23 protein-coding genes are annotated in these 18983 nt (G+C 62.5%); 10 read left to right on the forward strand and 13 right to left on the reverse strand.

Going from position 1 to position 18983, the window contains the following annotated elements:
• Nucleotides 1–10 precede the first annotated feature (10 nt).
• On the forward strand, nucleotides 11–1105 hold the full coding sequence (locus GA829_RS30900; RefSeq protein WP_195176328.1) for an aminotransferase class I/II-fold pyridoxal phosphate-dependent enzyme: 1095 nt from the start codon (nucleotides 11–13) through the stop codon (nucleotides 1103–1105).
• 19 nt (nucleotides 1106–1124) lie between these two features.
• A complete protein-coding gene (locus tag GA829_RS30905; RefSeq protein ID WP_195176329.1) occupies nucleotides 1125–1922 on the forward strand; it encodes a M55 family metallopeptidase in 798 nt (265 codons plus the stop codon).
• Nucleotides 1923–1971: 49 nt separating this feature from the next.
• Here the strand turns inward: GA829_RS30905 and GA829_RS30910 are convergent, their stop codons facing one another.
• The 3 genes from GA829_RS30910 to GA829_RS30920 are packed head-to-tail and all read right to left on the reverse strand — an operon-like array spanning nucleotide 1972 to nucleotide 5129.
• Nucleotides 1972–2505: a response regulator transcription factor gene (locus GA829_RS30910; RefSeq protein ID WP_195176330.1), complete on the reverse strand. Its 534-nt coding sequence runs from the start codon at nucleotides 2503–2505 to the stop codon at nucleotides 1972–1974.
• Complete coding sequence (locus GA829_RS30915; protein ID WP_195176331.1) at nucleotides 2495–3775, reverse strand: ATP-binding protein; 1281 nt, start codon at nucleotides 3773–3775, stop codon at nucleotides 2495–2497. The genes GA829_RS30910 and GA829_RS30915 overlap by 11 nt, the downstream gene beginning before the upstream one ends.
• A 40-nt stretch (nucleotides 3776–3815) precedes the next feature.
• On the reverse strand, nucleotides 3816–5129 hold the full coding sequence (locus GA829_RS30920) for an MFS transporter (RefSeq protein ID WP_195176332.1): 1314 nt from the start codon (nucleotides 5127–5129) through the stop codon (nucleotides 3816–3818).
• A gap of 157 nt (nucleotides 5130–5286) precedes the next feature.
• Here GA829_RS30920 and cyoA point away from each other — a divergent pair, with 157 nt between their 5' ends.
• The 5 genes from cyoA (at nucleotide 5287) to GA829_RS30945 (ending at nucleotide 10285) form a co-directional block, all read left to right on the forward strand.
• Nucleotides 5287–6456: a ubiquinol oxidase subunit II gene (cyoA, locus tag GA829_RS30925; RefSeq protein ID WP_195176333.1), complete on the forward strand. Its 1170-nt coding sequence runs from the start codon at nucleotides 5287–5289 to the stop codon at nucleotides 6454–6456.
• 15 nt (nucleotides 6457–6471) lie between these two features.
• On the forward strand, nucleotides 6472–8481 hold the full coding sequence (gene cyoB / locus GA829_RS30930; protein WP_195176334.1) for a cytochrome o ubiquinol oxidase subunit I: 2010 nt from the start codon (nucleotides 6472–6474) through the stop codon (nucleotides 8479–8481).
• A gap of 5 nt (nucleotides 8482–8486) precedes the next feature.
• Nucleotides 8487–9113, forward strand: coding sequence for a cytochrome o ubiquinol oxidase subunit III (gene cyoC, locus GA829_RS30935; RefSeq protein ID WP_195176335.1), 627 nt, complete (start codon nucleotides 8487–8489; stop codon nucleotides 9111–9113).
• Nucleotides 9110–9490: a cytochrome o ubiquinol oxidase subunit IV gene (gene cyoD / locus GA829_RS30940; protein WP_195176336.1), complete on the forward strand. Its 381-nt coding sequence runs from the start codon at nucleotides 9110–9112 to the stop codon at nucleotides 9488–9490. Before cyoC ends, cyoD begins: the two co-directional genes overlap by 4 nt.
• Nucleotides 9491–9580: 90 nt before the next feature.
• Nucleotides 9581–10285 (forward strand): SURF1 family protein, encoded by a 705-nt coding sequence (locus GA829_RS30945; RefSeq protein ID WP_195179876.1) that lies wholly within the window; start codon nucleotides 9581–9583, stop codon nucleotides 10283–10285.
• A 116-nt stretch (nucleotides 10286–10401) separates the two neighbouring features.
• Here GA829_RS30945 and GA829_RS36930 read toward each other — a convergent pair whose 3' ends face one another.
• Genes GA829_RS36930 through rocF form a run of 6 tightly spaced genes read right to left on the reverse strand, consistent with a single transcriptional unit; the run spans nucleotide 10402 to nucleotide 13745 of the window.
• Nucleotides 10402–10611 carry an efflux RND transporter permease subunit gene (locus tag GA829_RS36930; RefSeq protein ID WP_258052021.1) on the reverse strand — a complete coding sequence of 70 codons (210 nt, stop codon included), beginning with the start codon at nucleotides 10609–10611 and terminating at the stop codon, nucleotides 10402–10404.
• The gene (locus GA829_RS37380; protein WP_308462349.1) at nucleotides 10608–10886 is read right to left on the reverse strand and encodes an efflux RND transporter permease subunit; all 279 of its coding nucleotides are present in this window, start codon (nucleotides 10884–10886) and stop codon (nucleotides 10608–10610) included. Before GA829_RS37380 ends, GA829_RS36930 begins: the two co-directional genes overlap by 4 nt.
• On the reverse strand, nucleotides 10882–11136 hold the full coding sequence (locus GA829_RS30955; RefSeq protein ID WP_195176337.1) for an efflux RND transporter permease subunit: 255 nt from the start codon (nucleotides 11134–11136) through the stop codon (nucleotides 10882–10884). Before GA829_RS30955 ends, GA829_RS37380 begins: the two co-directional genes overlap by 5 nt.
• A complete protein-coding gene (locus GA829_RS30960; RefSeq protein WP_195176338.1) occupies nucleotides 11133–11711 on the reverse strand; it encodes an efflux RND transporter permease subunit in 579 nt (192 codons plus the stop codon). The genes GA829_RS30955 and GA829_RS30960 overlap by 4 nt, the downstream gene beginning before the upstream one ends.
• A gap of 43 nt (nucleotides 11712–11754) precedes the next feature.
• Nucleotides 11755–12762: an ornithine cyclodeaminase gene (locus tag GA829_RS30965; RefSeq protein ID WP_258052376.1), complete on the reverse strand. Its 1008-nt coding sequence runs from the start codon at nucleotides 12760–12762 to the stop codon at nucleotides 11755–11757.
• 50 nt (nucleotides 12763–12812) lie between these two features.
• Nucleotides 12813–13745 (reverse strand): arginase, encoded by a 933-nt coding sequence (gene rocF / locus GA829_RS30970; protein ID WP_195176340.1) that lies wholly within the window; start codon nucleotides 13743–13745, stop codon nucleotides 12813–12815.
• 136 nt (nucleotides 13746–13881) lie between these two features.
• Between rocF and GA829_RS30975 the strand changes: the two genes are divergently transcribed.
• Together GA829_RS30975 and GA829_RS30980 are read left to right on the forward strand one after the other, a co-directional pair.
• Nucleotides 13882–14322: an Lrp/AsnC family transcriptional regulator gene (locus GA829_RS30975; RefSeq protein ID WP_195176341.1), complete on the forward strand. Its 441-nt coding sequence runs from the start codon at nucleotides 13882–13884 to the stop codon at nucleotides 14320–14322.
• 55 nt (nucleotides 14323–14377) lie between these two features.
• Nucleotides 14378–14557, forward strand: coding sequence for a hypothetical protein (locus GA829_RS30980; RefSeq protein ID WP_258052022.1), 180 nt, complete (start codon nucleotides 14378–14380; stop codon nucleotides 14555–14557).
• Between the two features lie 92 nt (nucleotides 14558–14649).
• On the opposite strand, the gene GA829_RS30985 is transcribed toward GA829_RS30980, so the two are convergent.
• From GA829_RS30985 to GA829_RS31000, 4 genes are read right to left on the reverse strand one after another with little or no spacing between them, the layout of a single operon-like run.
• Entirely contained in the window at nucleotides 14650–15150 is a 501-nt protein-coding gene (locus GA829_RS30985) for a V4R domain-containing protein (RefSeq protein ID WP_195176342.1), read from the reverse strand.
• Nucleotides 15151–15203: 53 nt separating this feature from the next.
• Nucleotides 15204–15746: a flavin reductase family protein gene (locus GA829_RS30990; protein ID WP_195176343.1), complete on the reverse strand. Its 543-nt coding sequence runs from the start codon at nucleotides 15744–15746 to the stop codon at nucleotides 15204–15206.
• A complete protein-coding gene (locus tag GA829_RS30995) occupies nucleotides 15746–16840 on the reverse strand; it encodes an LLM class flavin-dependent oxidoreductase (RefSeq protein WP_195179877.1) in 1095 nt (364 codons plus the stop codon). The genes GA829_RS30990 and GA829_RS30995 overlap by 1 nt, the downstream gene beginning before the upstream one ends.
• On the reverse strand, nucleotides 16840–17553 hold the full coding sequence (locus GA829_RS31000) for a GntR family transcriptional regulator (protein WP_195176344.1): 714 nt from the start codon (nucleotides 17551–17553) through the stop codon (nucleotides 16840–16842). Before GA829_RS31000 ends, GA829_RS30995 begins: the two co-directional genes overlap by 1 nt.
• Nucleotides 17554–18304: 751 nt before the next feature.
• On the opposite strand from GA829_RS31000, the gene GA829_RS31005 reads away from it, so the two are divergent.
• Nucleotides 18305–18562, forward strand: coding sequence for a hypothetical protein (locus GA829_RS31005; protein ID WP_195176345.1), 258 nt, complete (start codon nucleotides 18305–18307; stop codon nucleotides 18560–18562).
• The last annotated feature ends 421 nt before the right edge of the window (nucleotides 18563–18983 follow it).

The raw sequence follows: 18983 nt of genomic DNA on the forward strand, positions 1-18983 counted from the left end.
GAGAGCGCGAATGGCAACGCCGGTCACCATGGAATCGCCGTTGGGCGCCCGCATGCGCATCAACGGCCGCGATGCCGATTATTTCTGCGGCACAAGCTACTTCTGCCTGCACGGCCACCCCGAGGTCATCGAAGCCGCCTGCGCCGCCACGCGGCAGTTCGGCATGGGACCGGGGACGCTGGCGCAGATGCAGGTCTACAGCGACCTTGACGAGCGGCTTCGCGCATGGTTCGGCACGGAGCAGGTCGTGGCCATGATTTCTGGCTACACCGGGCCGATGGCCCTGTTGCAGGGCCTGCGCGACGACTTCGACCTGGTGCTCATGGACGCCGCGACCCATTACAGCAGCCGCGATGCCATCCCGACGCTCGGCAAGCCGGTCCACGGCTTTCGCCATCTTGATGCCGGCAGCCTTGCCGAGCAACTGTCGAACCATGTGGGGCCTGGCCAGCGCCCCGTCATTGTCGCCGACGGCGTGTTTCCTTCAACGGGTGCGCTGGCGCCACTTGAGGACTACCGCAAGGCGATGGCGCCCTATGACGGCGCCCTGCTCTGCATCGACGATTCCCATGGCGTCGGCGCCATTGGCGCGGGCGGGCGCGGTTCGCTGGAACATGCCGGCCTGGAAGCGGAAGGCAATTATCTCTCCGGCACGCTGAGCAAGGCATTCGGCGCACTCGGCGGCATCATCCCAGGCGAGACGGCGCTGGCCGAGAAGGTAGGCCGCAACGCCATGATCATGCGCGGTGCCTCGCCGCCACCGCCCGGCGCCGCGGCGGCAGCCAGCGCTGCCTTGCGCATCCTGGCGGCGACGCCACGGATGCGTTCCGACCTGGTCCGCAATGTCGGCCATATGCGCGGCGGTTTGCGCAAGCTTGGTTTCGATGTGGTGGACACGCCGGTCCCTATCGTCTCGATCCGGGGCGCTGTCGATTTCGACGCGCTGCAAGCCCGGCTCGACGAGCGCGACATTGTCGTCAAGGTGACGAAAGCATCCGGATATTCCGACGCGCCCGACGTGCCGATGATGCGGTTGGCGGTGTTTTCAGAACATTCGCCGGAGCAGATCGACCGACTGTTGTCGTCGATGGCCGAGCTTCTTTAAACATGCGGAAGGACAGACAATGAAAGTCTTCATCAGCGCCGACATCGAAGGCACCGCCGGCATCACCGACTGGGACGAAGCCAGGAAGGGCAACCCTGATTACGCCGAGTTCCGCGAGTACATGACCGACGAACTGGTCGCGGCCTGCGAGGGGGCAAAGGCGGCTGGCGCCACGGAGGTGGTGGTGAAGGACGCGCATTCTTCGGCGCGCAACCTCATCCTGTCGAAACTGCCCGACTATGTCCGCATCGTGCGCGGCTGGAGCGGCCATCCTGATATGATGATGTTCGGCATCGACGCCAGCTTCGCCGCCGCACTCTATACCGGCTATCACAACAAGGCGGGAACCGACACCAACCCGCTGGCGCACACCTTCACCCGCACCGTTTCGAGGCTGCTGATTAATGGCGAGGTCGCATCGGAATACACGCTGAACGCGCTCTGCGCGGCGCGCTATGGCGTGCCGTCGGCATTTCTCAGCGGCGATGCCGGCATGTGCGCCGAGGCGAAGACACTGGTGCCGGCCATCGGCACGGTAGCGACCAGCGAGGGCTTTGGCCCGGCGACCTCATCACTGACGCCGGGCGCTGCCGTCAAAGCAATCCGCAATGGGGTCGAAGCGGCGCTATCACGCGACCTTTCGGCTTGCCTGCCTGGGCTTGCCGACGGGTTCGAACTGGTGGTCGAATACACCACGCCGGTCGAGGCCTACAATGCCAGCTGGTATCCGGGTGTCGAACATTTTGCGGCGCGCACGCTGCGCTTCAAGGCCGCCGATTTCTTCGACATTCAGCGAGCGGTGCGTTTCATCGTCTGAGGCTGAGCCTTCGACCCGGATCGGTTCTCCGGCAGGCGCAGCCTGGTGATCACTTCAGTGGCCTTTTGTCCAGCTTCCTGGCCAGCGTGCGCCTGTGCATGCCGAGGCGGCGGGCGGTCTCGGAGATGTTGAAATCCGTCTCCACCAGCGTCTCGTGGATACGTTCCCATTCCAGGTTCTTGATCGAGGTCGAACGGCGCGTCAGTGGCACGGACGCGTCGCCTTCGGCCTTGGCGAAGGCAGCTTCGATGTCGTCCGTATTGGCGGGCTTGGCCAGATAATGGCTGGCGCCGAGCTTGATTGCCTCGACCGCCGTGGCGATGCTGGCAAAGCCTGTCAGCACGACAATACTCGTCTCGGGATCATGTTCGTGCAGCGCCTTGACGCATTCCAGCCCCGAACCGCGAGCAAGCTTGAGATCGACGACGGCATACCGAAACGCGACGCTGCCGATGAGCGAAAGAACGCCGTCGACGCTCTGGCAAATGTGGGTCTCGTAGTCGCGCCGCTCGAAGGATCGGCGCAGGGCGTTCGCGAAGGCAACATCATCCTCGACGATCAACAGCGTGCGCTTAGCTGGCATTTTTCTCTCCTGCGGACAGAGCCGTCAGCGGCAGGCGCAGCGTCACCGAGGCTCCCCCCTCTGATCGGTTCCTGACGGTAACGGCGCCGCCCAGCTTGCGGATGACATTGACGACGAGAAACAGCCCGAGCCCGCTGCCGGGCCGGTTCTTGGTCGACGTGTAAGGCTTGCCGAATTCCGCCAGCATGGCCTTTTCAAATCCCGGACCCGCATCAACGACTTCGACGCCAAGATTGCCCGCGTGATGGCTGATGGTCAGCCCGACCCAATGAGGCGATGCTTCAAGCGCGTTGTCCAGCACGTTGAACATCACCTGTTTCAGCGCAGGGTCGGACACAATCTCCTGGTTGGACCCGAAGCGGTTGGTGTACTCGAAACCTTGAGGCAACCGCGTCGATTTCCATTCCTCGACAAGTTCGGCCCAGAATGCGCCTACCGTGGTGCGAATGGTTCCCTCACCGCGCAATTCCCCCGACGACATCAAGATCCCCGAGACGATCTTCTTGCAACGATCCAGCTGGCCCTGCATCTCCAGGATTTCCTGTGCCAGCTCCGGATCGGCCTTGAGGACCGGCATGCGTTGCCAATCGTTGAGGATGACCGAAAGCGTGGCCAGCGGCGTGCCCAGTTCATGCGCGGCGCCCGAGGCGAGCAGGCCCATCCTGACGATGTGATGCTCTTCCACGGATTGCTGGCGCAGGTCGGCCAGATGGGCATCGCGGGTACGCAGATTGTGCTGCACCCGGGTGATGAACAGCACCAGCAGCGTTGCTGCCAGCACGAAGCAGATGAACATGCCCTGGATGTGCAGGTTGAACAGCCCGGCGCCATGGGTCGGCGGCAGGTCGATCGCGCGATAGAAGGTGGTCAGGGCGACAAAGCAGGCGCTGGTGATCAGAACCAGCGCCCAGACGGACCAGGTCTCGAGCAATACCGCGCCCAGGATGACCTGCAGCAGATAGAGCGAGACGAAGGGATTGGACGCCCCGCCGCTCAGGTAGAGCTGCACCGTCAGCGCGGCGACATCGAGCAGAAGCCCAAGGAAGAGCTCCGTGTTGGTGACGGCATCCTGACTGCTGTGCCGGCGCAGGCTGGCGATGTTGAGCCCGACCAGCAGCAGGATCACCACCGCCATCGGGATGAGCGGCAGGTCGATGCCAAGCAGGTAGTGGACAACCAGAATGGTCACCACCTGGCCGGCGACGGCGATCCAGCGCAACTGGATCAGAAGCAGGAAGTTCTGCTTGTTGGTTTTATCGTGCAGCGTCATTCAGGCCTCCGCCTGGCTGATACAATCGCCTCTTGCCGGCTCAAGCGGTGCTCCGATCCAGGCGCTGGCTCAGCCTGAGGGCCAGCAAGGTGCAGACCGCCCCCGACAACAGATAGGCGCCCGATGAGATCAGCCCGAAATGGCTGGACAGGAAGAGCGCAACTATGGGCGCGAAGCCGGCGCCAAACAGCCAGGCGAGATCCGAGGTCAGCGCCGCGCCGGTGTACCGATAAGTCTTGGAGAAATTCGACGCGACCGCGCCGGAAGACTGACCGAACGACAGGCCAAGCAGGATGAAGCCGAGCACCATGAACATGGCCTCGCCAATAAAGCCACCATCAAGGAGCTGAGGCGCGAAGCCGCTGAACGCGGCGATGGCCACGGCGGAACCGCCCAGCAGCGGCCAGCGCCCTACGCGGTCGGCGACGAAGCCGGAGATCACGATCGCGGCAAGGCCGAAGAAGGCGCCGATGGTCTCGATGACCAGGAACCGCGCCGGCCCTTCGCGCGTGAACAGGAAGATCCACGACAGCGGAAACACCGTCACCATATGAAACAAGGCAAAGCTCGCCAGCGGCGCGAAAGCGCCGAGCACGACGGTGCGGCCTTCCGCACGCAAGGTCTCGGCCACAGAGGTGGGCTGCAGCTCGCGGGTTTCGAACAGTCTGGTGTATTCCGGCGTCACCACGATCCGCAGCCGCGCGAACAGGGCGACGACATTGATGGCGAAGGCGACGAAGAACGGATAGCGCCAACCCCAGCTGAAGAAGTCTTCCGCCGAGAGATTGCCGACGAAGAACGCAAACAGCGCGCTGGCGACGATCAGTCCGAGCGGCGCACCCAGTTGCGGGATCATGGCGTACCAGCCGCGGCGTTTTTCCGGAGCGTTCAACGCCAGCAGCGAGGCGAGCCCGTCCCAGGTTCCGCCGAGCGCGAGGCCCTGGCCAATCCGGAACATTGCCAGCAGCCATGCCGAGGCCGAGCCGATCTGGTCATGACCCGGGATAAAGGCGATCGCGACCGTCGATGTGCCGAGCAGGAACAGCGCGATGGTCAGTTTGGCGCTGCGTCCATAGGCCTGGTCGATGGCCGTGAAGATGGTCGTTCCGAACGGGCGGGCAATGAAGGCAAGGGCAAAGATGCCGAATGAGTAGAGCGTGCCCGTAAGCGGGTCCACATAAGGGAATACGAGCTTGGGAAAGACGATGACCGAGGCGATCGCGTAGACGAAGAAGTCGAAGAAATCCGACGTCCGGCCGATAATGACACCGATGGCGATTTCTCCCGGGTTCACCTCGTGATGGCGCGCGGTGATCCGTCTGGCGTCGGCCTCGATCTTCGAAGTTGGGCTCACAGCATTCTCCGTCGCCCGGGACAAACGGTTGCTTAGCGCGCGCGGGCCGGATGCCTTGATGCCGGTTGGCGCGACATTGCGGCATTGGACAAATTGTCCAATGCCTTCATTGCTGCACTGCAGCTAGCACTTGGGAGAACAACCGACAGGTCATCCCGTGAGCCGTCTCCGCATCCTCTTCCTGCTGCCTTTGCTAGCGTCCCTGGCCTCCTGCGGCATGGTGGTCATGGACCCCTCCGGCGACGTGGCCGCGCAGCAGCGCGACCTGCTGGTCATCTCCACGGTGCTGATGCTGATCATCATCATTCCGGTCATGGCGCTGACCATATTCTTTGCCTGGCGCTACCGCCAGTCGAACCGCGAGGCGCGCTACGAGCCGGACTGGGACCATTCCACCCATCTCGAACTCGTCATCTGGGCCGTGCCTTTGCTGATCATCATCTGCCTTGGCGCCGTGACCTGGATGGGCACGCATCTGCTCGACCCCTACCGTCCGATCGGACGCGTCGCCGCCGGCAAGCCGCTCGTGCCAGACGTGCGTCCGCTCGAGGTGGAAGTCGTCGCCCTCGACTGGAAATGGCTGTTCATCTATCCGGAATATGGGGTTGCGACGGTCAATGAGCTGGCGGCTCCGGTCGACCGGCCAATCAGCTTCCGCATCACCTCGGCGTCGGTGATGAACTCCTTCTACATCCCCGCACTGGCCGGCCAGATCTATGCGATGCCCGGCATGGAAACGAAGCTGCACGCGGTCATCAACAAGACCGGCGACTATGAGGGGTTCTCCGCCAATTACAGCGGCGCCGGTTTCTCCGGAATGCGCTTCGGCTTTCACGGACTGACGGATGCCGACTTCCAGACCTGGATTGCCAAGGCGAAGGACGCCGGCGGCAAGCTGAACCGGAGCGTCTATCTGGAGCTTGAACGGCCGAGCGAGAACCAGCCCGTGAGCCGATATGCGGCGGTCGACGCGGACCTTTACAAGGCGGTCCTCAACATGTGCGTCGAGCGCGGCAAGATGTGCATGAGCGAGATGTCACAGATCGATGCCAAGGGCGGGCTTGGCATGGCCGGCATCTACAACACCTTGCCGCTGGAATATGACAAGTTCGCGCGGCGCGGAACGATTTTCGGCCCCTCGCCCTCCTACGTCGCCAGCATATGCACGACCGAAGAGGCGCTGGCGGCCTCGAACGCGGCGCAACCCGACGTGCCGATGACTTCCACGCCAATCCTCGGCGCCGGCCTGAAACGGCCAACGCCGCTGTCGATCCGACTGCCGGCACCATCCACAACCGGCACGCTTCGGTCGCCGTTCAACTCCTGAGGCGCCACGCAAGACATGTTCGACAATCCCGCATTTACAAAGGCGATCTTTGGCCGCCTGACACTCGAGTCGCTTCCGCTGCATGAGCCCATCGTCGTGGCGACCTTCGGCGCCGTCGCGCTGGGCGGCATCGCCCTTGTCGGCGCACTGACCTACTACCGGCTCTGGGGCTATCTGTGGCGCGAGTGGTTCACCAGCGTCGACCATAAGCGCATCGGCATCATGTACATGGTGCTTGGCATCGTCATGCTGCTGCGCGGCTTCAGCGACGCGATCATGATGCGCCTGCAGCAGGCGATGGCCTTTGGCGGTTCCGAGGGTTATCTCAACTCGCATCACTACGACCAGATCTTCACCGCGCATGGCGTGATCATGATCTTCTTCGTGGCGATGCCGCTGGTCACCGGCCTGATGAATTTCGTCGTTCCGCTGCAGATCGGCGCGCGCGACGTCTCGTTCCCGTTCCTCAACAATTTCAGCTTCTGGATGACGGCCGGCGGCGCGATCATCGTCATGATGTCGCTGTTCGTCGGCGAGTTCGCGCGTACCGGCTGGCTCGCCTATCCGCCGCTTTCGGGCATAGGCTACAGCCCCGATGTCGGCGTCGACTACTATATCTGGGCGCTGCAGGTGGCAGGCGTCGGCACGCTGCTGTCAGGTGTCAACCTCGTCTGCACCATCGTCAAGATGCGGGCGCCCGGCATGACCATGATGAGAATGCCGATCTTCACCTGGACGGCCCTCTGCACCAACGTGCTCATCGTCGCCGCCTTCCCGGTGTTGACGGCTGTCCTGGCGCTGCTGTCGCTTGACCGCTATGTCGGCACCAACTTCTTCACGAACGACTTCGGCGGCAATCCGATGATGTACGTGAACCTGATCTGGATCTGGGGCCACCCGGAAGTCTACATCCTGATCCTGCCGGCCTTCGGCATCTTCTCGGAAGTGACCTCGACCTTCTGCGGCAAGCGCCTGTTCGGCTACACGTCGATGGTCTACGCGACGATCGTCATCACCATCCTGTCCTATCTGGTCTGGCTGCATCACTTCTTCACAATGGGGTCGGGAGCGAGCGTCAACTCGTTCTTCGGCATCACCACGATGATCATCTCGATCCCGACAGGCGCCAAGATCTTCAACTGGCTGTTCACGATGTACCGAGGCCGCATCCGCTTCGAGCTGCCTATGATGTGGACGTTGGCCTTCATGCTGACCTTCACGGTCGGCGGCATGACCGGCGTGCTGCTTGCCGTTCCGCCGGCCGACTTCGTGCTTCACAACAGCCTGTTCCTGGTCGCGCATTTCCACAACGTCATCATCGGCGGCGTACTGTTCGGCCTGTTCGCCGGCATCAGCTACTGGTTCCCCAAGGCGTTTGGCTTCAGGCTCGACCCATTCTGGGGCAAGATGTCCTTCTGGTTCTGGGTTGTCGGCTTCTGGTTCGCCTTCATGCCGCTCTATATCCTGGGCCTGATGGGTGTGACGCGCCGGCTGCGCACCTTCGAGGACCCCTCGCTGCAGATCTGGTTCATCATCGCCGCGTTCGGTGCTTTCCTGATCCTGCTCGGCATCGTGTCCTTCCTGATCCAGATCTTCATCAGCGTGCGGCGGCGCGAGCTGCTTCGCGATGACAACGGCGATCCATGGGACGGGCGCACGCTCGAATGGGCGACATCGTCGCCGCCGCCGGCCTACAATTTCGCCTTCACGCCGATCGTTCATGACGGCGACGCATGGGCGGACATGAAGAAGCGCGGCTACCGGCGTCCGCTGACCGGCTTCCGTGATATCCACATGCCGCGCAACACCGGTGCCGGCGTCATCCTGGCGGGCTTGAGCGTGGTGCTCGCCGTGGCGTTGATCTGGTACATCTGGTGGCTGGCGATCGTGAGCTTCGTTGGCCTGATCGGCTACGCCATCGCCCACACGTTCAACTATAACAGGGACTTCCACATTGGTTCCAGCGACGTCAGCCGCGTCGAGGACGCGCGGACGCGCCTGCTCGCCAGCCAGGCAGCGGGGTGAGCACCATGGCACTTGCGCATGACGTGACCGACGACACTATCTTCCACCTCGAAGATGACCATGGGCACGCCGAAAGCGGCAGCAGCACCATGCTCGGCTTCTGGATGTATCTGATGAGCGATTGTCTCATCTTCGCGATGCTGTTCGCGGTCTATGGCGTTCTCGGCGGCAATTATGCGGCCGGGCCGGCGCCAAAGGATCTGTTCGATCTGCCGCTCGTCGCGCTGAACACATCCATGCTGCTGCTCTCGTCCATCACCTATGGCTTCGCCATGCTGGAGATGGCGAAAGGACGTGTCGGCCCGATGCAGGCGTGGCTGGTGATCACCGGCCTGTTCGGCCTCGCCTTCATCGGCATCGAACTCTACGAATTCGCGCATCTGATCCACGAAGGCGCAACGCCGCAACGCAGCGGCTTCCTGTCCTCGTTCTTCGCGCTGGTGGGAACGCACGGGCTGCACGTCACGTTCGGCCTGGTCTGGCTGGTGGTGCTGATGGTCCAGGTTTCCAAGCACGGGCTTATCGCCGCCAACCAGCGGCGCCTGATGTGCCTCAGCATGTTCTGGCACTTCCTCGACGTCATATGGATCGGCGTCTTCACCTTCGTCTACCTGATGGGAATGCTGCGATGAGTACAGGACACCAAGCCGACGCCAAACACCACGCGCGCTTGCATCACGGCGTCGACCATGGCTCGCTGAAGGGCTACCTGACGGGCTTCGGCCTGTCGGTGCTGCTGACCGCGATTCCGTTCTGGCTGGTCATGAGCAACGCACTGGGCAACCAGACGGCATCGGCAATCGCCATCATGGGCTTCGCTGTCGTCCAGATCGTCGTCCACATGGTGTTCTTCCTGCATATGAACACCCGCTCGGAAAGCGGCTGGATCATGATGGCGCTGATCTTCACCCTCATTCTCGTGGTCATCACGCTGACCGGTTCGCTCTGGGTCATGTACCACCTGAACACCAACATGATGCCTGGCCACGACATGGGCCAGATGCCCTGAGAGGCGTAGCCGGCTTTGCACACAGCGACACAGACGCGGCCACGATTTGACGCCGACAATGACCAGCGGGCCTCGACATGGACGCTGCTGGTGCTTTGCCTCTGCGGCGCCATCGGTGTGGCCGGATTCTCGGCGCTTGGCATCTGGCAGCTGGAGCGCCGGGTCTGGAAGCTCGATCTCATCGATCGCGTCGAGCATCGCCTGCAAGCCGCGCCTGTCGCGGCACCTGGACCAGACGCCTGGGCGACGGTCAGCGCGGCGGATGACGAGTACCGGCGGCTTGCCGTGCCTGGCCGTTTTGTCGACGACCGCGAGACCCTGGTTCAGGCGGTGACCGATCTCGGCGGTGGCTTCTGGGTGATGGCGCCGTTCCGGACGGATGCGGGTTTCATCGTGTTGGTCAATCGCGGCTTCGTGCCAGCGGACAAACGCGACCCCACGGCTCGCCCCATGGCCCGGGTGTCGAGCGACCTCACGGTCCTTCACGGCCTGCTTCGCATGACCGAGCCCAAGGGTGGCTTCCTGCGTGCCAATGATGCGGCGGCCAATCGCTGGTATTCACGCGATATCCAGGCAATCGCCGCCGCACAAGGTATTGCGCAGGTTGCACCCTATTTCATCGACGCCGACGCCACACCCAACCCGGGTGGATGGCCGGTCGGCGGCCTGACGGTCGTTTCGTTTCACAACAGCCACCTCGTCTATGCCGTGACGTGGTTTGGACTGGCGCTGATGATGCTTGGCGCGGTCGCTTATCTGCTGCGCCAGGCAACGCGGTCTTCGGGAAGAGACTGATGCCGTGCGCGCGGACGCTGACCTGGACGGGCGCGCGGTCCTTCATTCCGCCGGGAACCTCGCGCCCCTCAGATTTTGCTCCGCGAGCACCGCGCCGGCAATGCGGTCGGCATCGATCACGAAGACAGTCCTTTCAGCCTGCGCCCGAACCAGGAACTAAGATCATTCATCGCGGCGAACATCACCGGGACTACCACAAGGCTGAGCAGGGTCGACGCGATGAAGCCGCCTATCACGGCCACCGCCATCGGTGCGCGAAACCCTGCATAGGCATCCACGCCAGCAGCCGCGGGCAGCATGCCGGCCACCATGGCAATCGTCGTCATGACGATGGGAGAGCACGGGTGGTCCCGGCCTTGAGCAGGGCCGAGCGGCGGTCCATCCCGGCGTTTCGCGCTTCGATCGCATAGTCCACCAGCAGGATGGAGTTCTTGCAGACGATGCCCATCAGCATGAGAACACCGATGGTCGACGAGAGATCGAGTGCGGCGCTATAGAGGATCAGACCCGGTGCAGCTCCGCCTATCGAAGCGGAAGTGCAATGGTGACCGGCTGCAGGAAGTCCTTGAACAGAAGCACCAGGACGGCGGTCACCATCAATATGCCGGAAGCAGCGCCAGCGCGAAGCTGCGGAACATTTCCGACATGTTCTCGACGTCGCCGTATTCGATCATGGAGACGCTGGGCGGCAGGTTCGTAAGGGCCGGCAGGACCATGATCGCGTTCATCGCGGTGCGGAGCGTTGCTTCCCTCGGATTGGCCTCGACGGCAGTCAGACCCTTGCGGTCAAGCCGTTCGGCTTTTCCTTCCACCGCGTCGAAAGAGATATCGGCGACCGCGGCCAGGGTCACGACGCCGCCATTGAGGTTCTCACCCGAAGCTTCCGAAACGTCTCCAGATCGCCGCTCGCCGACTTGTCGAGGAGCACGCGGATCGGCACCTGGCGGCCGCCGAGATTGAAATGCGCCGACGCGGAATCGATCTCGCCAAGCGTGGCGATGCGCGCCACCGCGCCAACCGACGCGGCCGACACACCAAGCCGGACCGCTTCGTCAAAGCGCGGTTTGACAATGAGTTCCGGCGCCAGCAAAGGCTCGGTTTGGCCACCGACAAGGATCAATACCCCCACTAGAAGCAGGGCCATGTGGTTGGTCAGGAAGAACGCCGCTGGCAACGCATGCAGCGCGAGCCAGATTCTCCACATTTCGGGACTTGCCGGATAGACCCGAGCAGGACGGTAGCCGTCCGCTCCGCCGCCAGAATTAGCAAGAAAAAAGCTGGGAAGGCGAAAAGCAGCAATGGTTTGCGCGTCATGGAGCCTCGCAATCTGGTGGCAGACTACACTGCAAAGATTGCGCGAGGCTTCACGATGCGTCTTTCCATGGTCACGGCAAACCGCGCCTATGTGGCGGCACCATTCCGTCAACAGCGATGCTGGGACTGGCCGGCTGCCGTTCGAGCAAGCCTCCTCAGACTGCCGGCTGCATGGCCGCCCGCAAAAGCATGCCGAAGAGGTCGCGCGGTTCATCCGGGTCGGCCAGCAGGTCGAGTTCCTCGTAGAGGCCGGTCGCCTGCAACTGGTCGCGCACATAGCGGAGCGCGGAAAAATCCTCGATGGCGAAGCCGACAGAATCGAACAGGGTGATCTGCTTGGAGTCGCGGCGTCCCTCGGCCTTCGCGCCGATCACTTGCCAGAGTTCGGTCACTGGATGATCGGGGTCCAATTGCTGGATCTCGCCCTCGATGCGGGTCTGTGGTGGGAATTCCACGAAAATATCGGAGCGCAGCAGGATGTCCCTGTGCAGTTCGGTCTTCCCCGGACAATCGCCACCGACGGCGTTGATGTGGACGCCGGAGCCAACCATGTTGTCGGTGAGAATGGTGGCGCTCTGCTTGTCGGCGGTGACGGTCGTGATGATCCCCGCACCTTCAACCGCTTCCTGCCCAGTCCCGCAAATGGTGATATCGAATCCCATGCCTGTCAGGTTCTTCGCGCATTTCAACGAGGCTGACCTGTCGATGTCATAGAGCCGGAGCCGATCGACGCCGGTCAGCGCCTTGAATGCGATGGCCTGGAATTCCGACTGGGCGCCATTGCCGATGATAGCCATCGTGCGGGTGCCTTTCGGCGCCAGATACTTGGCCGCGACAGCGGAGGTGGCGGCAGTGCGAAGCGCGGTCAGGATGGTCATTTCGGTGAGCAACATCGGGTAGCCACTGCCGACATCGGCCAGCACGCCGAAGGCGGTGACCGTCTGCAAGCCTTGCCGCATGTTCTTGGGATGGCCGTTGACGTATTTGAAACCATAGAGACGCCCATCGCTTGTCGGCATCAGCTCGATGACGCCGTCATGGCTGTGCGAGGCGATGCGCGGCGTCTTGTCGAAAAGCTCCCAGCGGCGAAAGTCTTCCTCGATGTAGCTTGCGAGTTCCGTCAGGAAGCGCTCGACGCCGATGGCGATCACCAGTTTCATCATGCGGTCGACGCTGACGAAGGGGACGATGTTCAGCTTTGCTGCGGTCACGATCAAAAGCTCCCGGAATGGCTGCGGGTGGGGCGGTCCATGATGCGTCGTCCCATCAGGCTGGCCGTCAGGTCGACCATCAATGTCGCGGTCCGGCCGCGCTCGTCCAGAAAGGGATTCAATTCGACCAGATCGAGGCTGGAAACGAGGCCGCTGTCGGACAGCATCTCCATTACCAGATGCGCCTCGCGGAAGGTGGCGCCGCCTGGAACGGTGGTGCCGACCCCCGGCGCGATCGACGGATCGAGGAAGTCGACGTCGAGACTAACATGCAGAAGGCCGTCTTCGGTCGACACGCGCGCCAGGAAAGCACGCAGTAGCGGCGCGATTCCGTGCTCATCGATAGCGCGCATGTCGTGCACGGTTACCCCTGCCTCGTTCAGCGCACTCCGCTCGGCCGGGTCTACACTGCGCAGGCCCATGGTGCAGATACGCTTGGGATCGACGGCTGCCGGCAGATCCGGAAAATAGCCATGGAAACCCGGCTGGCCGCTGGCATAGGCGAGCGGAACACCGTGCAAATTGCCGCTGGCGGTGGTGTCGAGCGTATGAAAGTCCGGATGCGCGTCGAGCCATAGCACAAACAGCGGGCGTCCGCTTTCGGCGGCGCGGCGGGCGAGGCCCGATACCGTTCCCGCCGAGATCGAATGGTCGCCGCCGAGAAAGATCGGCATGGCATCCTTGCTGGCAGTGTAGGCGGCCTCCGATATGGCGGAGGTCCAGGCCGATATTTCAGGCAGGGCTTTCAGGGCCAGGTTGCCATGCACGATGCGCCTTGTCGGAATTGCCTGGACGGTGCCCATATCCTCGACAACATGGCCGAGACCGGACAGCACATCGGCAAGACCGGCGGTCCTCAGGGCACTCGGCCCCATCTCACATCCCATTCTGCCAGCGCCGTCCTGCACCGGCGCCCCGACGATTTTGCAACGCATTGTTTCTCCCGCTGGCAACGCTTGAATAGTCCGGGAAAGAACCATGGCGACACGGCGACGTGAACATATTAAATTGGCAATTCGGAAAGGCTATCTTATCATATTGGCACCGATTTTGATCAAAATGGCGGCGGCAATGGATTCTCTGGACGAACGGCTTGTGACCTTGCTTCGGCACGATGGTCGGCGCAGCGTATCTGATCTCGCTGTCGACCTCGGTGTCTCGCGCGCCACTGTCAGGGCGCGCATGGAGCGGCTGGAGCGGTCCGGCCAGATCATCGGCTACACGGTGGTGCTGCGCGCCGACGCGGTCGACCAACGCATCCGGGGCATCATGCTGATCGAGATCGAGGGCCACGCCGCTGATCGCGTGGTGCGCTCGCTGGGGGGCTTTCCCGAGGTGTCGGACATCCACACGACCAATGGCCGGTGGGATCTGGTCGTGGAACTCGGAACCGCCTCTTTGACCGATTTCGATGCCGTGCTGCGCCGGATCCGCCTTATTCCCGGGATAACCGGCAGCGAAACCAACCTGCTCCTGGCCACGCCGCGCACGACCAGGGCACGGCTGACCTAGCTGTCGCGGTGCTGACAAACCCGGCGAACGCGGAAGGAGCAGTGAGCAAAGTGCGTTGCCGGCGTTAGAAACGAGATACGGCAATGCCGGCTTGATCGAGCGGTCCAGCGTCATTCCCTATGGCGTGCCCCGCGATGCCTTGACACTGCTGCGGTATGAGCTGAACCGCTCCGCCGACATCAACGTCGATTGGTCCAACCTTCCACACATACTGGCTTTGGCGCTTCTGGCGTGAATCCGCTCCAAAAGCGGGCTGTGTCAATGCACAGCGATGGGGGCGGCCGTTGTTGCACTGCGATAGGGGCGGCCGCTGTTCGGCTTCTCCCATCAGGCGCTGGCTTCGAAGATGCAAGCTGGCGCGCCGCAGGCGGCGCATGCCGTCTCCCTGGCTGCCACGTCGTCTCGGTCCAGTGCAAGTCTCGCAACGGCGGTCACCATGCCGGATATGGCCTGGCAGACCGGATGCGTTGCGCGGCCGTATCCAGCCGCGAAGGGGCTATTCTGGACCGTCAGCTGAAGTCTGGTCTCTCGGTGATCGAACGTCCAGCGGCCCCAGCCAAGATCAGGCGCGGTCGCCGCAACAGTGGTCAGCAGCGCCTTGGCGTCGCCGCCGCCATGGGCGCGATAGGCGCGCGCGCTGTTGCCTCCCATCTCGATGACGGAGGCCGCGAACGCTTCGAGCGTCTTCGCGCGCGTCTCGACGTCGAGACGTTGGAAGATACCCATCAACGCTTCGGGACGCATCAGCATGTATCGTCGGCTCTCATCGAGGATTTCACCATTGGCGTTGTCGAAGACCAGGCGTTCGCGAAACGGGACGGTCGTCATGAAACCCCTGCAGAACTTTTGCTGGAAAGCAATTCGGACATTTTTGAACTCCTCTAAGCGGTGCGCACAGTGGCAAAACGGCCATCCGCGTAGAGGAGCGGATCGCGGCTCTCGCGATCGAGGGCGACGGCCAGGACCAATCCGATGACGATGACGTGCGAGGCTCGCGCAATGACGTCGTCCACCAGACATTCGAAGACAGCGCGTGCGCCCACCAGCCTTGGCGCGCCGCTTTCACCGCGCACCCATGAACCGGCCGAAAACCGTGCAACGCCCTTGGCGATGGTCATGCCGCCAAAGGCGCGCGCCACATGCTCCTGATCATGAGCCGGCAAATTGATCGAGAAGGGCGTGCCCTGGCGAATGATCGCGGCCATCGAGCTTTTCTGATTGAGGCAGACCAGCAGGCAGGGCGGCTCGGCGCTGAGTGAACAGATCGCTGTCGCCGTCAATCCGCAGCAGCCATGCTCCTGATCTTCAGTGGCCAGGATTGCCACGGCGCCGGCCAGCGCCCGCATGCCTTGCTTGAAGCCACGCGGATCGACGGCGCGAGGCATGCCAGCCACGCGCGGCACCTGGGAGGCGACAGCATTCATCAGGTCACCCTGAGGCCGGCCTGGCGCATCAGCGGCAGCACGCGGTCGCAGAAGAATGGCAACTCGTAGGTGTAGTTGGTGAAGCTGAGCCCGGCACCCGAATAGCCTTGATCCATGATGCGGATGAGGTCGTCGACGATCTTTTCCGGCGTGCCGATCAGCGGATAGGTACCGGCGCCGCCGGCGAAACGCTGGCGGTACTGCAGGAACGCCTTATCGTCGTGCGAATTGGCGAATTCCTTCTTCTTGCTCATGTGCTCGTCGACGGCGCCCTGGTCGGCCTGCTCGACTGCATAGTGGCGATAGTAGTCGTCAGCCTCGGCTTGCGTTTCGCGGCAGACAACATGGCAGACCGTATAGATGCCGACATCGCGGCCGACCTCGGCCGAGCGTTTGCGGATGTCGAGGACGTGGGCGTTGCCGTCCTCGATCTCCGAGAATGTCGAGAACAGGAAATCGCAATGGCGCGCCGCGAAGTTGCGGCCGGGGGCGCCAAAGGCGGCGTTCATCGTCACCGGGCGCGGCGCCTGCAGGCTGGCCGGTTTGCTGACGACCCCCTTCAGGTCATAAAAATCGCCGGCGAAATCGAACGGCTCCTGGGAGGCGTAGGCGCGTTCGATGATGGTGATCCATTCCTCGGCTTGATCGTAAGTCCGATCGCCGACCTTCTGACCGAACATGGCGAATTCGTCGGGATTCCAGCCGCAAACGATGTTGAGGCCGGCCCGTCCGCCCGAAATGTGGTCGACCGTCGCCAGCGCCTTGGCGGCCTGCAGAGGATGGACCAGCGGCACATGCACGGTCATGAACAGGGCGATGTCGCTGGTCGCGCCGGCAAGGCCCGCTGCCCAGGTGAACGTCTCGAACGACCATTCGCGCGCCCGCGTCACACCCCCGAAACCGCGCCAACGCGCGATCGGCAGCAGGAACTCCATGCCGGCGCTGTCGGCGATGCGTGCGGCATGCAAATTGTCATCCCAGCGGGCGCGCCAACGTTCGGGCACGGTGGTCATCGCCAAGCCGCCATCGGCATTCATCGAGAAGACGCCGAGCTTGAACTTGTTGGGGCCTTTGAGTGGGTGGGGTCTCATCATCATGTACGTCCCTGTCCGGCGGTCCGGTTTTCCATGGCGGATGCTTCCAGCGCTTGCGTAAGCACCACGAAGCGCTCCTCCGCGGTCTCGATAAAGCGGGTCATGTGGTCGAATGCAGCCATCGGATCGCGACGCACGAAGGCTTCGTGCAGCTTGCGCATGCCGGCGACCACGACAGCCTGGGTCGGCAAGTGCGTCAGTGTTCCCAGCCGCACCACCTGGACGTGGTCGGCAAAGCGCGAGATGGCCGATGCCAACCGGTCGTTCCTGACGGCCTCCAGCCAGCAGCTGCGAAAACGCACATTCGCCTGAAACAGCAATTCCGCGTCGCCCGTCGAGGCGGCCTGTTCGGCATCATCGAGAGCCTCGGCCAGCCGCCTCATGCCCTCTTCGTCGATGTCGCGCGCCGCATGCGCCGCCGCACGGGGCTCAAGGCAGCGGCGTACTTCGAAAATATTTGCGACATCCGTTGCTGTAAGGCGCGGCAGCATGAAGCCACGCGTCGTGCCGACCAGATAGCCTTCATGGGTCAGCTGCAAAAGCGCCTCACGAACCGGCATGCGCGACACGCCAAGCCGATTGGCGATATCGACATCGACGAGCTTCTCGTCCTGGCCAAGCAAGCCGCCGTGGATGCGGGCGCGGATTTCGTCATAGACTCGGACGCGCAGACTGCCATTGCCACTAGGCCGTATCGCCGTTTGCGAAACCATCGCCTCTCCTGCCGATTTTCAACCAATCTGTATACTGTTTATTCGCGGACTGGGTGCTTTTATCTGTGATCCGCTGTTCTATTTTCGACAAAATGGCGCTCTTCGCACTCGTTTGGTGAGTATTTCCAGAATTTTCGGCAACTGCAAGCGCGAAACCAAATTATTTTAAGCTTAAACAGTATATGGTTATGTGGTTGTCTTTCGCCGTGTCGCCACGCGTTGAAAGAAACCGGGCAAGGATGAACAGCGTGCCGCGCTGGCATCCGGCAAGTCCTCGCAGTCCAGGGAGTGAGCATTTATCGTGACTCTGAACAATGCCCGCGCGTCGACCTACCCGGCGAATGCCCAGCCCCGCTCCGCATTCGAAGGCATTCGCGCAAGCAGTCGATGATGGGCGATAGTCGGCCCGGATAAATTCTGTGATGTCGGTCAACGACTTCTCGTTCGTGGCCGCTGCCTGGAAATCGCGATTGATGAGGTTCGCGGGCGCCGGACTGATCTCTCCAGATTGGAACCGTACCGGCGCCGCTTCCTGTCGGGTGCGCCACCCCTCAAGCAAGTGCCTGATATTGCTTAAAGGCTGAAGTCCGATCCGCACGTTTGCTGCTGGCGCGCGCTACTGACGGAGCGTAAATGACGCGCATGAAATACGTTCAACGTCGAGCAAATCGGTTGGAGTTTGGTTTCAACTCCCCGACGACATAGCTGGCCAACCCTTCCCCTGCCCTGGCCGGAGGCGACTGAATGGTGCGTGAACAGGAACTCCGGTCGCTTCAAAAATGAGGGTTCGATTTTGCAGGCGGCTGATCAGAGGACAGCTGAGCGCGCGGCGCTTCCACTTATTGAAGCACACCGGCTGGTGGACTTAGCCCGGAAATCGTTGGTCGAGGGCCGCCGAGTGATTGCCCCGGCAATGATCGAAGTTATGGCGGCGACGCACACCTCTCTGTTTATGAAGAATGATGAAGCCCTGCGAGCCAGCTGTCTGGGGTACAACAAAGCTGCGTGACAGGATCGGCGGGTTGCTCGACTGACTGCGCGCCCGGAGAGGCCGAGCCTGGGCCAGGACCACGGGCGCAGGCCGAGAAGAGCCACGCCCGGCATACAAGCCTCTGGTAGGGGCTTGTCGGGCGACCCGATGCGCCGATGGATCCAGAAGCGGCGATCGGTCCTAAAAACACGCCTCTGCAGCCATTTGCCGCGCAAGCCGTAGGCACGCCGTCCCTTCCTGATCAAAGCTCGATTACCCAGAAAGCATGCTGGGTTTTTGGATGTTCCGAAAGAACGAGCCGTGAGGCGACACGCTTGCGCTCCTCGGCCACCCACTGCAGAACGTATCGAGCGCGCGCTCGATCGTATAGCCAATATCATCGTTGCCCGTGGGAAACAGGGCGAGGGGTGGCTGCCATTATACGATCATGTTCAACCGG

The organism is Mesorhizobium sp. INR15 (assembly GCF_015500075.1).
Classification (GTDB): Bacteria; Pseudomonadota; Alphaproteobacteria; order Rhizobiales; family Rhizobiaceae; genus Mesorhizobium.

What these genes read in the sequence shown, in the direction of transcription:
- cyoD (WP_195176336.1), top strand. Translation starts at nt 9,110, where the DNA reads ATGAGTACAGGACACCAAGCCGACGCCAAACACCACGCGCGCTTGCAT.
- GA829_RS30905 (WP_195176329.1), top strand. Translation starts at nt 1,125, where the DNA reads ATGAAAGTCTTCATCAGCGCCGACATCGAAGGCACCGCCGGCATCACC.
- cyoB (WP_195176334.1), top strand. Translation starts at nt 6,472, where the DNA reads ATGTTCGACAATCCCGCATTTACAAAGGCGATCTTTGGCCGCCTGACA.
- GA829_RS30995 (WP_195179877.1), bottom strand. Translation starts at nt 16,840, where the DNA reads ATGATGAGACCCCACCCACTCAAAGGCCCCAACAAGTTCAAGCTCGGC.
- GA829_RS30900 (WP_195176328.1), top strand. Translation starts at nt 11, where the DNA reads ATGGCAACGCCGGTCACCATGGAATCGCCGTTGGGCGCCCGCATGCGC.
- GA829_RS30910 (WP_195176330.1), bottom strand. Translation starts at nt 2,505, where the DNA reads ATGCCAGCTAAGCGCACGCTGTTGATCGTCGAGGATGATGTTGCCTTC.
- GA829_RS30975 (WP_195176341.1), top strand. Translation starts at nt 13,882, where the DNA reads ATGGATTCTCTGGACGAACGGCTTGTGACCTTGCTTCGGCACGATGGT.
- GA829_RS30985 (WP_195176342.1), bottom strand. Translation starts at nt 15,150, where the DNA reads ATGACGACCGTCCCGTTTCGCGAACGCCTGGTCTTCGACAACGCCAAT.
- GA829_RS30965 (WP_258052376.1), bottom strand. Translation starts at nt 12,762, where the DNA reads ATGATGAAACTGGTGATCGCCATCGGCGTCGAGCGCTTCCTGACGGAA.
- GA829_RS31000 (WP_195176344.1), bottom strand. Translation starts at nt 17,553, where the DNA reads ATGGTTTCGCAAACGGCGATACGGCCTAGTGGCAATGGCAGTCTGCGC.
- rocF (WP_195176340.1), bottom strand. Translation starts at nt 13,745, where the DNA reads ATGCGTTGCAAAATCGTCGGGGCGCCGGTGCAGGACGGCGCTGGCAGA.
- GA829_RS30990 (WP_195176343.1), bottom strand. Translation starts at nt 15,746, where the DNA reads ATGAATGCTGTCGCCTCCCAGGTGCCGCGCGTGGCTGGCATGCCTCGC.
- GA829_RS36930 (WP_258052021.1), bottom strand. Translation starts at nt 10,611, where the DNA reads ATGACGACGATTGCCATGGTGGCCGGCATGCTGCCCGCGGCTGCTGGC.
- GA829_RS30915 (WP_195176331.1), bottom strand. Translation starts at nt 3,775, where the DNA reads ATGACGCTGCACGATAAAACCAACAAGCAGAACTTCCTGCTTCTGATC.
- cyoC (WP_195176335.1), top strand. Translation starts at nt 8,487, where the DNA reads ATGGCACTTGCGCATGACGTGACCGACGACACTATCTTCCACCTCGAA.